Here is a 10,797-nt window from a genome sequence, read left to right as displayed (position 1 = left end):
CTTAAACGATCGGCATTATCTCGTGATGAGAGGCTTTTTGTACTCTAGCGTTCGAACTATTCGTCTTCTTCTGCCATAAAGGCTTCAAGCAAATCGTTTAAGAAGAGTTTTCCTTTTTCAGTGATCTGCCAATGGCTGTTGGTTTCATTCAAGTAGCCTAGCTCTTTTGCCCATTCAATAGTTTCTTGAATAGAGTCAAAACCAAGCCCCGTAGTATCAATGAAATCCTGCTTTGGACACGCTTCCATTAGCCTGAAGCGGTTCATGAAGAACTCAAAAGGGCGGTCCTCATTAGGGACTTCAAGTTCATCCGACAGATAGGGCTTCACCAGATTCTGATACGCGGCTAGGTAACCTCTAGGGTGTTTAACCTTAGTGGTGCGAACAATACGTCCATCTGCAAAACTCAGCTTGCCATGAGAGCCACAGCCAATACCTAGGTAGTCACCAAAGCGCCAGTAGTTGAGATTATGCTGACACTGATATCCCGGCTTGCTGTAGCCTGAAATTTCGTACTGTACATAACCTGCGTCTGCGAGCTTCTTATGGCCTAAGTCGAAAATATCCCAAAGGTCATCATCGTCAGGCAGCTTTGGCGTTTTGTAATAGAACATGGTGTTAGGTTCTATTGTTAGCTGATACCAAGATAAATGCGGAGGGTTAAGCTCGATCGCTCTGTCCAAATCAGCCAAGGCCTGATCAATGCTTTGATCGGGTAAGCCGTGCATTAGATCTAGGTTGAAGCTATTTAGTCCGATTTTATGTGCTAAATGAGCTGCGTTAACCGCTTCGTCTTGACCGTGAATACGCCCAAGCCTTTCCAGTTTCTCTTGTTCAAAACTTTGCACACCCACCGAGATTCGAGTTATGCCTGCTTTTTGGTAACCAGCAAAACGCTCAGCTTCGATAGTTCCCGGATTAGCTTCCATGGTGATTTCTATTTCAGGTTTGAACGGAATGCGTTGTTCAATGCCTTGCAGCAATCGACCTATTCCTTCTGGAGAAAATAGACTCGGCGTGCCGCCACCAATAAAGATCGAATGCAATGGGCGAGGTGCGCCATTGAGTTGGTATTTTTCGATATCGGTATCGAGATCCTCAAGCAGAGCATCGATGTACTCTTTTTCAGGAATCTCGGCTTTGAGAGCGTGAGAGTTAAAATCACAATACGGACACTTTTGTACACACCATGGAATGTGGACATAGAGGCTGAGTGCGGGTGGTATTAGCGCTGCATTGTGCATTACAGAGCTTGCTCCTTGAGAGTCTTGAATAATGACGCGAGGGCTTTACCACGGTGTGACAGTTGCTTCTTACGTGACGATTCAAGTTCTGCTGAGGCGCAGTTATCTTCTGGTACAAAGAATACAGGATCGTAGCCAAAGCCATTCTCACCGTGTTCTTCAGTCAGAATGCGACCTTCCCATTTACCGTGACATACTAATGGAGTTGGATCGTTTTCGTGACGCATTAGCACCAATACACAGTGAAAACGAGCGGTACGCTTTTCAACATCGACACCTTGCATAGCATCTAACAGCTTTTCGATGTTTTGCTTATCAGTAGCCCCTTCACCTGAGTAACGCGCTGAGTAGATACCGGGTGCACCATTAAGGTAATCAACTTCTAAGCCAGAATCGTCAGCAATGGCTGGTAGCCCCGTCACTTTCGCAGCGTGGCGAGCTTTGATGATGGCATTTTCAATGAAAGTCGTTCCTGTTTCTGCGACTTCTGAAACGTTAAATTCACTTTGCGCGACAACGTCGAAACCAAACTTAGACAGAATATCTGCCATCTCGCGAACTTTGCCTTGGTTGCCTGTTGCTAAAACAATCTTACTCATGGGGATGTGGCTCTAATAAGTTAATGACTAGAAATGTGAGCTTTGAAGCTACTCTTCTATATAGAATTTTTGTGTGAAACGCAGTGGGCCTGTGCCTTTCAAACCGGCGTTAACATCGATATTAAAAGTGATGTTCTCTTCGTGAGTGATAGGGAGCTCAGCAAGGTAATAAATTGCATCACCTTCCTTTATTTCACGGAAGTTAAGCGTGCGAGTGTTACCTACTAGGTTTCGAGCTGTTCCCGTAATTTTAGCCGTTGTTGCAGGCTTGCCTAGAGAAGCGTTGTCTAGCACGCTGATGTTTAGAATCGCTGAGTATCCGTTTCGTTTCAGCTTATATTGCTTAGCGACCTGCGCAGTTAAAAACGTGGAATTGAAAGCCGAATAATGAACCTCGACATCCTTGATACTTTTAAACTGTCCTGCCGAACTTGGTAAGGCAACAAGAGCGGTGAGTAGTGCTGTTATCCATAAACGCATAATGACTCCAATAAATAGCAAAAAGCCATCATAGGATGGCTTTGACTTCAGTTGGGATTTGGCTTGGCGAGCATATTCGAACTTGCTTGTGCCTACCTAGCTCTCCCTTTTCTATCGTAATTTGCCCTTTAGCGACCTTAAATTGTTTCGCAAGGTATTTCGCTAAGTGAGCATTGGCTTTGCCATCAACCGGTGGTGCAGTAATGGCAATTTTCAGTTCCTCGCCGTGTAAGCCGACAATTTTATCGCGGCTTGCTTTGGGTTGGATATAGAGCCTAAGAAGAATATCGTCTTCCTCGGCCCAAACCGCTTTTGGCATCGTCAAAGTACCTGATGTTCGTACTTAAATTATAGCTGATACCAAATAGGGCCAATTAGGTCACCCATTAAGAAGTTCGCGAATTGCAGAACAATAAACAGTACCAGTACGCTTAAATCAAAACCGCCCATTGCAGGAAGAATACGACGAATTGGAGCCAGCATTGGTTCAGTCAGTTGATGGAACACGTATTCAATTGGGCTACGGCCTTGGCTAACCCAGCTCAGGATTGCACGGATTAGCAGAACCCAGAAGATCAAACCACCAGCCGCTTTAAGCAGAGATAGCGCTCCAAAGATCAGGAAGCTGATGTCAAATACAGCCGCACCGCCAGAGATAATCAGGTTTAGAGCGACGAACTTAAGTACACATAGCACATAAGCGAAAACAACCGTCGCAAGATCAAGGCTGCCGATTGATGGAATTACTCGGCGTAGTGGTGCAACAACCGGTTGTGTCGCTTTTACGATAAATTGTGAGAATGGGTTGTAGAAATCTGCACGTGATGCTTGTAGCCAGATACGCAAGATCACAACCATGATGTAAAGATCAAAAACGGTCGAGATCAGAAAGCTCATCGAGTTCATATTGTTTCCTTTTTGGGATTTACTTGCCGTTTAGGTATAGCCTGAACGACACAATGCTTTTTTACTGTAATTAGTATTAAAACAGTTTTTCCATCTCTTCAGCTCGAGCAACCGCCGCTTGCATGGCTTTTGCTACGATACCTGAAAGTTGATGGTCGTTAAACGTGCGCAGTGCTTCTGCGGTCGTTCCGCCTTTTGAAGTCACTTGCTCACGCAGTGTAGATAATTCAGTATTTGGATTTGCTACTACCATCTCTGCCGCGCCTAATGCAGATTGCTGCACTAATTTACGAGCGGTTTCTTGGTCAAAACCTTGGTTAATTGCTTCAGCTTGCATCGCTTCCATAAACAAGAAGAAGTAAGCCGGAGCACTGCCCGCCGCCGCAATGATGTTATTAATCCCAGATTCTTGCTCAACCCAGCTTACTTCACCTACGGCTTGCATTAGCTGAGAAGCAAAGTCTTTATCATCTTGGCTGACCGTTGAATCAGCATAAAGGCCGCTCATCCCCTTACCAAGCAGTGATGGCGTGTTTGGCATAACACGTACAAGGTTCAGTTGGCAGTTTAACATCTCATTGAGTCGATTCGCATTAATACCCGCTGCAATTGAGATAACCAGTTTGTTGCTAAAGTCGATGCTTTGTAAGGGTTTACATACATCAGCCATCATTTGTGGTTTCACTGATAATACAACAACGTCTGCTTGCTCTGCAGCGGCAAGGTTATCGCTGGTGGTATTGATGCCGTATTCTTGCTCTAACGGCAGCCTTCTGGTGTCTGAAGGCGCTGTTGCAGTAATCTTTTGCGCTGGGTAACCACTCGCCACTAAGCCCGCTACAATTGAGCGAACCATATTTCCCGCCCCAATAAAGGCGATGTTCTTATGTTCCATATATAAAATCCTGAGCGTGTCGCTGCGCGGTTAAAGCGAAGCGGTATCAATACTTATCGTCGACTTTTAGTCGCTGACTATTTGCTATTTCGCGTAATCACGAGCACCGAAAATAGCCGTTCCAATACGAACCATTGTGCTACCAGCCTCAACTGCTGCATCCATATCACCACTCATACCCATTGAAAGGGTATCGATGTTTGGATACTTCGCGGCTAGCTTGTCTTTAAGCTCTGCCAGTTGAGAAAATGCATTAAGCTGAGATTGATAGTCAGATACGTTTGCAGGAATCGACATCAATCCTCTTAAAGTGAGGTTAGGGAGCGACGAAATCAACTCCGCGAGCGCAAAAACTGTTTCTTCTGACGTTCCTGATTTTGAATCTTCACCACTGGTGTTCACTTGAATGAGCACTTGTAGAGGTGGAAGCTCGTTTGGTCGTTGATCATGAAGCCTTTGTGCGATCTTATCGCGATCAACGGAATGCACCCATTGGAAGCTTTCCGCAATAGGGCGAGTTTTATTAGATTGGATTGGGCCAATAAAATGCCATTCTAAATTTAGGTTAGAATGTTGTTCTGAAAAGTGTTTTACTTTATCGACACCTTCTTGAACATAGTTTTCACCAAAGGCAACTTGACCTCCGAGTGCGGCTTCTAGAATCGCATCAATAGGTTTAGTTTTACTGACGGCTAAAAGTTGCACGGAGTCTGGAGCTCGTCCGCACTTTTGTTCAGCACTACGAATCTGTGAGGTGATTTGTTCGATATTTTGTTGAATACTACTCATAGCTGACTTTACTTAAGGGAAAATAAATGGATATCACTGAGTTACTAGATTTTAGTGTAAAGCATAACGCGTCAGATCTACATCTTTCTGCGGGTGTATCTCCAATGGTACGTATAGATGGTGAAGTAAGGAAGCTTGGAATCCCAGCTTTGAGTCATGCTGATGTGCATCGTTTAGTTTTTGAGATCATGGACGACTCACAGCGCGGTGAGTTTGAGGAAAAATTGGAAGTCGACTTCTCTTTTGAATTACCCAATGTTGGCCGATTCCGTGTTAATGCTTTTAACCAAGCCCGTGGGTGCGCAGCGGTCTTTCGAACCATCCCTGTAGAAATCCCAACGTTAGAGCAGTTGGGCGCACCTGATATTTTTGAAAAAATTGCCAATTATGAAAAAGGCTTAGTGCTGGTGACTGGCCCTACGGGGTCTGGTAAATCGACAACTTTGGCGGCGATGGTTGATTATGTAAACCGTAATCACAACAAACACATTCTGACCATTGAAGACCCAATTGAATTCGTTCACACCAATAATAAATGTCTGGTTAACCAGCGTGAAGTTCATCGTGATACGCACAGCTTTAAAGCGGCGCTACGCAGTGCGTTACGTGAAGACCCGGACGTAATTCTTGTAGGTGAGCTTCGTGACCAAGAGACGATCAGCTTAGCGTTAACGGCCGCAGAAACTGGTCACCTAGTTTTTGGTACTTTGCATACTAGCTCTGCAGCAAAAACCGTAGACCGTATTATCGATGTATTCCCGGGTAGCGACAAAGATATGGTTCGTTCGATGCTGTCTGAATCGTTACGTTCGGTGATTGCCCAGAAACTATTAAAGCGTGTCGGTGGTGGTCGTGTCGCTTGTCATGAAATCATGATGGCGACACCTGCAATCAGAAACTTGATTCGTGAAGATAAAGTCGCGCAGATGTACTCGATTATTCAAACGGGCGCGGCACATGGTATGCAGACCATGGAGCAAAACGCGAAACAACTGATGGCACAAGGCTTGGTTGACTCGGAAGAGGTCGAGAAAAAGATCGAAATTGAAACCTCAATGTTTTAATCAAGGTGAACAAAATGGAATTGAATCAAATTCTTGAAGGGATGCTCTCTCAAAAGGCGTCGGATCTTTATATCACTGTCGATGCGCCAATCCTTTTTCGTGTGGATGGTGAACTGCGACCTCAAGGAGAGAAGCTGAATGCGGCTCAGGTTGCTCAATTACTTGATGCGATGATGGATCAAGATCGACGAGATGAATACAAGCAAACGCGTGAGGCTAATTTTGCTATCGTGCGTAATTTTGGTCGTTTTCGTGTCAGTGCGTTCTTTCAGCGAGAGCTGCCAGGAGCGGTAATTCGTCGCATCGAGACTAACATCCCAACCTTTGAGCAATTAAAGCTTCCTGACGTACTACAAGACCTTTCAATCGCTAAGCGCGGGCTTGTGCTGGTGGTTGGTGCGACTGGCTCTGGTAAATCGACCTCAATGGCTGCAATGACGGGTTATCGCAATACCAATCGCTCAGGGCATATTTTGACGGTTGAAGATCCGATTGAATTCGTACACGAACATAAAAAGTGCATCGTGACTCAACGTGAGGTTGGGCTAGACACCGAGAGTTACGAAGTTGCGCTTAAGAACTCTTTGCGCCAAGCACCTGATATGATTTTGATTGGCGAAATCCGTAGCCGTGAAACCATGGAATACGCGATGACCTTTGCTGAAACGGGCCACTTGTGTATGGCAACACTGCACGCGAATAATGCCAACCAAGCGTTAGAACGTATTCTTCACTTGGTGCCGAAAGAACAGAAAGAGCAATTCTTGTTTGATCTGTCGATGAACCTGCGTGGTGTCGTCGCTCAGCAATTAATCCGAGATAAGAATGGCAGCGGTCGCCATGGCGTGTTTGAGATTCTACTTAACAGCCCGCGAGTGTCTGACTTGATTCGTCGTGGTGAGTTGCATGAACTAAAAGCGACGATGGCTAAATCGAAAGAGATTGGTATGCAGACCTTTGACCAAGCGTTGTATGACTTGGTGCTTGCAGGCAAGATAAGTGAAGAAGACGCATTCCACAGTGCCGATTCTGCCAATGACTTGCGTTTAATGCTCAAGACCAAACGTGGCGATGATGACTACGGAACTGGTGCGTTGGCTGGCGTTAAGATTGATATGGGCTAAGTCACGGCTTTGTTGATAAACACAAAACCCGCTTCTGTGGCGGGTTTTATTCGTTTATAATTTAATGCATGTTAGATGAGTGCATGTTGGAGCGATGGTTATCATATGAGTAAACGCGGTCCTTTTCTAATTTGATTTTTGACGGGTACTGTTGACCGTCGTAACCCGCGGAACCGCTTCCCATTGAGCTGCATGCCGTTATAGATAACGCTATGAATATTGTTAGAAAAATTTTCATATGAACTCCCAAGTTCTTTTCCTTTATCGCTCCTTCATTACGCAGTTAAAATGGCAAGGGATCATAAGCTTGCTCGAGTTTGCTAAATAAATAACTTAGCCATATTGTGCTTCAAACCAGCTCTCTAGAATTACAACGGCTGATTGATTATCGACGTTACCTTTACTTAGCGCTTTATAACCGCCCATTTCAAAAAGGTCGGCCCTTGCTTCTGTCGTAGAAAGTCTTTCATCATGTAGTTCAACATCCACACCAAAGCGTCCTTTAAGACGGTTAGCGAATTTCTTCGCTCTGGGTGTAATAGCTGCTAGATCTTTACCATGAAGGTCGGTCGGAAGGCCAACCACGATAAGATTTGGCTGCCATTCCTTAATTTGCTTCTCGATATCGTCCCAGTTAGGGATGCCATCTTTGGCTTTAAAAGCTTTTAGAGGGCTTGCGGTGCCCGTGATTTCTTGTCCTATCGCACTGCCGATACTTTTTGTACCGTAGTCAAATGCCATAATTGTTCGTGACATGGGGTTTCCAAATTTATCTGTGTTGAGAGTGTTTATTTATTTTATGGAGCTAATTTGAGCTAGGCGTGTCCTGCGTCTGCTGAAAGCTGAGCCGCGTTAATACCTAACATTTGCACGGCAACTTTCCAGCGATCCGAAATTGGCGTGTCGAAGATAACCTTTGGATCGGCCTCAACGGTTAGCCATGAGTTTTCAGTCAGCTCGATTTCCAGTTGTCCTGGTTCCCATCCGGCATAACCAAGCGCGACCAGATAATGCATAGGTTCATCTTCTGTACCTAAGACCATCAGAATATCTTTCGAGGTTGTTACTGAGATTTGATCCGTCATGTTGATGCTGGATTGATAACTGCCTTTGGGTTTATGCAAAATAAACCCACGATCTTCTGCAACTGGCCCACCATTAAGTACTGGCTTATCAAGGCTTGCTTGGTTGGATTTCGGCTGTTCAGAGTCAACCTCAACTTGCTTGAGCATGCTGCCGACAGTGACATCGATAGGAGCGTTGATCATCAACCCCATCGCACCTTCGTCATTGTGCTCACAAAGATAGATCACCGAATTTTGAAAGTATGGGTCTTTCATTCCGGGCATAGCGACCAGAAAGTGGTTCGTTAAATTCATAGAGCCTCCTGCCAGTGTGTTCCCAGTAAAGGAAAAAGAGCGGCGTAAAGCCGCTCATTGTTCTTTGCCTAAATATTTTTGTGTTTTCGAATAGCTAAGGCTTTCTTTAGTTTAGGCTATTTAGCGTTAACGCGACGCTCGATTGCATCCATTAATTTTCCCGTTACCGAAATATCAAAAGCAGCTTCAATTTCACGGATACAAGTAGGGCTTGTCACGTTGATTTCAGTCAGTTTGTCACCGATAACATCAAGTCCAACAAAGATTAAACCTTTCTCTTTTAATGCCGGTGCAACTGCTCTTGCGATAGCCCAGTCTGTTTCACTCAGCGGGCGAGCTTCACCTGTACCGCCAGCAGCAAGGTTACCTCGAGTTTCCCCTTTCGCAGGAATACGCGCTAGGCAGTAAGGCATTGGTTCACCGTCAACCACAAGAATACGCTTATCACCATTGCTGATGTCTGGAACAAAGGTTTGTGCCATTGCGTAGTTTTGACCGTGGTTGGTCAAGGTCTCAATGATTACCGATACGTTAGGATCGCCTTCCTTCACTCGGAAGATTGACGCGCCACCCATGCCATCAAGTGGTTTTAGAATCACGTCACCGTGCTCTTCTCGGAACGCTTTAATCTTTTCAGCTTTGCGAGTCACGATGGTGGTTGGTGTCAGTTCAGGGAACCATGCCGTGAACAACTTCTCGTTACAGTCACGTAAGCTTTGTGGCTTGTTTACGATCAGTGCGCCGTTCTCTTCAGCACGCTCAAGAATGTAAGTCGCGTAGATGTACTCAGTATCAAACGGAGGATCTTTACGCATCAGTACCGCATCTAAATCGGATAGCGCGATAGTCTGTTCTGATTTGAACTCGTACCAAGCGTTTGGATCTTCTTTTAGTTCAACAACCTTAGTGTCAGCAATGGCTACGCCTTGATCTAAATGTAGATCATCCATTTCCATGTAATGGATTTCGTAACCACGACGCTGAGCTTCAAGCATCATGGCAAAGCTAGAGTCTTTTTTGATGTTAATGGATGAAATTGGATCCATTACGATGCCAAGTTTGATCATTTCTTTCTCCTAGCCTAGATCGCCAAAACGGACTTGTAAGGCAGTAATTGCGGTTAGAGCAGCAGTTTCGGTACGAAGTACACGTGGACCGAGTAGCGTCTCTTCAAATTTGTATTGTTCTGTCATACCGATTTCTTCAGCGGACAGTCCGCCTTCAGGACCGATCAATAGGCGTACCTTACTGATGGGTTCTGGAAGGGTATTAATTGAGTATTTTGCACGAGGATGCAGGTTTAGCTTCAACGCTTCACTCGGTTCGCTGCACCACTCTTCAAGCTGCATGATTGGGCGGATAACAGGAACCGTATTGCGGCCAGACTGTTCACATGCTGCGATAGCAATCTTTTGCCACTGCGCGAGTTTTTTCTCGAAGCGTTTAGTATCAAGCTTAACGCCACAGCGCTCTGAAATCAGAGGGGTAATGGTGTTTACACCAAGCTCAACCGATTTCTGAATCGTGAACTCCATTTTGTCGCCACGTGAAATCACTTGGCCTAAATGTAAGTCTAACGGAGATTCGCTGCTACGTTCGATACGCTCAGTAACATTAACGGTGACGTTCTTTTTTGATACTTCAGCAATTGTCGCAGGGAATTCAGCGCCACTGCCATCAAATAGAAGAACATCTTGACCTTCTTTCATACGAAGGACTCGACCAACATGACCCGCGGCATCTTCGCTAAGAGCTAGTTGCCCCAGTTGGTTAATCAATTCAGGGTGGTAAATTCTTGGAGTTCGCATTATTTAATATCTCACGCTGTAGAGCAGAACAATAGGATGGAGTCTAAGGTGAAATAAAACAAGTCGGTACATAAATATTTACATGAAAACCCTATAAAAAATAGAGTCATATATTCATCATTATTATCGTTTACTGTATGCTGCACCGGAATTTTATGTGATGAAGGTCTCACATTTCCTAAGCTCTCCTCTTATTGTCTATCTACGCAGAAACGAAACGATATGAAAAAAACACTGTTATTAATCTGTATGTTAATGCTTCTCTCTGGATGTGGAGGAGGAGGTGCTGAAGGAAAAGCAACGGATAATACGCAAGTCGGCTCTGGTGGAAGCGGCGGCGGTGCTGGAAGTGGTTCTGGTGGCTCAGGCGAAAGTGGCGGTGGAGGCGAAAGTGGTTCTGGTAGCTCGGGCGGCAGTGGCGGCGGAGACAGCAGTGGTTCGGGCAGCTCTGGCGAAAGCGGCGGCGGTGCCGGAAGTGGTTCTGGTGGTTCAGGCGGAAGCGGCGGTGG

The 10,797-nt window shown here is 45.3% G+C and carries 13 protein-coding genes and 1 pseudogene; 3 read left to right on the top strand and 11 right to left on the bottom strand.

Annotation, left to right across the window (positions count from 1 at the left end):
• Positions 1–56: 56 nt before the first annotated feature.
• The 7 genes from hemW to AB4180_RS22570 all read right to left on the bottom strand — a co-directional run bounded on the left by hemW (position 57) and on the right by AB4180_RS22570 (position 4,913).
• Positions 57–1,244 carry a radical SAM family heme chaperone HemW gene (hemW, locus tag AB4180_RS22600; RefSeq protein ID WP_017097517.1) on the bottom strand — a complete coding sequence of 396 codons (1,188 nt, stop codon included), beginning with the start codon at positions 1,242–1,244 and terminating at the stop codon, positions 57–59.
• Positions 1,244–1,843, bottom strand: a complete 600-nt coding sequence (locus tag AB4180_RS22595) for an XTP/dITP diphosphatase (protein ID WP_017101447.1) — start codon at positions 1,841–1,843, stop codon at positions 1,244–1,246. Before AB4180_RS22595 ends, hemW begins: the two co-directional genes overlap by 1 nt.
• A gap of 48 nt (positions 1,844–1,891) precedes the next feature.
• Positions 1,892–2,323 (bottom strand): DUF4426 domain-containing protein, encoded by a 432-nt coding sequence (locus AB4180_RS22590; protein ID WP_102249694.1) that lies wholly within the window; start codon positions 2,321–2,323, stop codon positions 1,892–1,894.
• 28 nt (positions 2,324–2,351) lie between these two features.
• Positions 2,352–2,642 carry a DUF167 family protein YggU gene (gene yggU, locus AB4180_RS22585; RefSeq protein WP_017101445.1) on the bottom strand — a complete coding sequence of 97 codons (291 nt, stop codon included), beginning with the start codon at positions 2,640–2,642 and terminating at the stop codon, positions 2,352–2,354.
• Between the two features lie 29 nt (positions 2,643–2,671).
• Positions 2,672–3,229, bottom strand: coding sequence for a YggT family protein (locus AB4180_RS22580; protein ID WP_012604836.1), 558 nt, complete (start codon positions 3,227–3,229; stop codon positions 2,672–2,674).
• A 76-nt stretch (positions 3,230–3,305) separates the two neighbouring features.
• Positions 3,306–4,124 (bottom strand): pyrroline-5-carboxylate reductase, encoded by an 819-nt coding sequence (proC, locus tag AB4180_RS22575; RefSeq protein ID WP_102249695.1) that lies wholly within the window; start codon positions 4,122–4,124, stop codon positions 3,306–3,308.
• Between the two features lie 84 nt (positions 4,125–4,208).
• Positions 4,209–4,913, bottom strand: a complete 705-nt coding sequence (locus tag AB4180_RS22570) for a YggS family pyridoxal phosphate-dependent enzyme (protein WP_102249696.1) — start codon at positions 4,911–4,913, stop codon at positions 4,209–4,211.
• Between the two features lie 26 nt (positions 4,914–4,939).
• On the opposite strand from AB4180_RS22570, the gene AB4180_RS22565 reads away from it, so the two are divergent.
• Both AB4180_RS22565 and AB4180_RS22560 read left to right on the top strand, forming a co-directional pair.
• Positions 4,940–5,977, top strand: coding sequence for a type IV pilus twitching motility protein PilT (locus AB4180_RS22565; RefSeq protein WP_012604833.1), 1,038 nt, complete (start codon positions 4,940–4,942; stop codon positions 5,975–5,977).
• 14 nt (positions 5,978–5,991) lie between these two features.
• Positions 5,992–7,101: a PilT/PilU family type 4a pilus ATPase gene (locus AB4180_RS22560; protein ID WP_102249697.1), complete on the top strand. Its 1,110-nt coding sequence runs from the start codon at positions 5,992–5,994 to the stop codon at positions 7,099–7,101.
• 333 nt (positions 7,102–7,434) lie between these two features.
• Here AB4180_RS22560 and ruvX read toward each other — a convergent pair whose 3' ends face one another.
• The 4 genes from ruvX to rsmE form a co-directional block, all read right to left on the bottom strand.
• A complete protein-coding gene (gene ruvX / locus AB4180_RS22555) occupies positions 7,435–7,857 on the bottom strand; it encodes a Holliday junction resolvase RuvX (RefSeq protein WP_009847698.1) in 423 nt (140 codons plus the stop codon).
• Between the two features lie 59 nt (positions 7,858–7,916).
• Complete coding sequence (locus AB4180_RS22550; RefSeq protein WP_065679492.1) at positions 7,917–8,480, bottom strand: YqgE/AlgH family protein; 564 nt, start codon at positions 8,478–8,480, stop codon at positions 7,917–7,919.
• 116 nt (positions 8,481–8,596) lie between these two features.
• Positions 8,597–9,547 (bottom strand): glutathione synthase, encoded by a 951-nt coding sequence (gshB, locus tag AB4180_RS22545; RefSeq protein WP_102249698.1) that lies wholly within the window; start codon positions 9,545–9,547, stop codon positions 8,597–8,599.
• Between the two features lie 9 nt (positions 9,548–9,556).
• Complete coding sequence (gene rsmE / locus AB4180_RS22540) at positions 9,557–10,288, bottom strand: 16S rRNA (uracil(1498)-N(3))-methyltransferase (RefSeq protein WP_102249699.1); 732 nt, start codon at positions 10,286–10,288, stop codon at positions 9,557–9,559.
• Between the two features lie 222 nt (positions 10,289–10,510).
• On the opposite strand from rsmE, the pseudogene AB4180_RS22535 reads away from it, so the two are divergent.
• Positions 10,511–10,797: pseudogene (locus AB4180_RS22535) on the top strand (hypothetical protein); the annotation flags it as partial.

Source organism: Vibrio sp. 10N.286.49.C3 (assembly GCF_041469545.1).
Classification (GTDB): Bacteria; Pseudomonadota; Gammaproteobacteria; order Enterobacterales; family Vibrionaceae; genus Vibrio; species Vibrio tasmaniensis_A.
This window is presented reverse-complemented; position numbering and strand designations above follow the sequence as displayed.

Excerpts from the sequence above, each read along its gene's own strand:
- hemW (WP_017097517.1), bottom strand. The coding sequence starts at position 1,244 with ATGCACAATGCAGCGCTAATACCACCCGCACTCAGCCTCTATGTCCAC.
- AB4180_RS22570 (WP_102249696.1), bottom strand. The coding sequence starts at position 4,913 with ATGAGTAGTATTCAACAAAATATCGAACAAATCACCTCACAGATTCGT.
- ruvX (WP_009847698.1), bottom strand. The coding sequence starts at position 7,857 with ATGTCACGAACAATTATGGCATTTGACTACGGTACAAAAAGTATCGGC.
- yggU (WP_017101445.1), bottom strand. The coding sequence starts at position 2,642 with ATGCCAAAAGCGGTTTGGGCCGAGGAAGACGATATTCTTCTTAGGCTC.
- rsmE (WP_102249699.1), bottom strand. The coding sequence starts at position 10,288 with ATGCGAACTCCAAGAATTTACCACCCTGAATTGATTAACCAACTGGGG.
- gshB (WP_102249698.1), bottom strand. The coding sequence starts at position 9,547 with ATGATCAAACTTGGCATCGTAATGGATCCAATTTCATCCATTAACATC.
- proC (WP_102249695.1), bottom strand. The coding sequence starts at position 4,124 with ATGGAACATAAGAACATCGCCTTTATTGGGGCGGGAAATATGGTTCGC.
- AB4180_RS22580 (WP_012604836.1), bottom strand. The coding sequence starts at position 3,229 with ATGAACTCGATGAGCTTTCTGATCTCGACCGTTTTTGATCTTTACATC.
- AB4180_RS22560 (WP_102249697.1), top strand. The coding sequence starts at position 5,992 with ATGGAATTGAATCAAATTCTTGAAGGGATGCTCTCTCAAAAGGCGTCG.
- AB4180_RS22565 (WP_012604833.1), top strand. The coding sequence starts at position 4,940 with ATGGATATCACTGAGTTACTAGATTTTAGTGTAAAGCATAACGCGTCA.
- AB4180_RS22550 (WP_065679492.1), bottom strand. The coding sequence starts at position 8,480 with ATGAATTTAACGAACCACTTTCTGGTCGCTATGCCCGGAATGAAAGAC.
- AB4180_RS22595 (WP_017101447.1), bottom strand. The coding sequence starts at position 1,843 with ATGAGTAAGATTGTTTTAGCAACAGGCAACCAAGGCAAAGTTCGCGAG.
- AB4180_RS22590 (WP_102249694.1), bottom strand. The coding sequence starts at position 2,323 with ATGCGTTTATGGATAACAGCACTACTCACCGCTCTTGTTGCCTTACCA.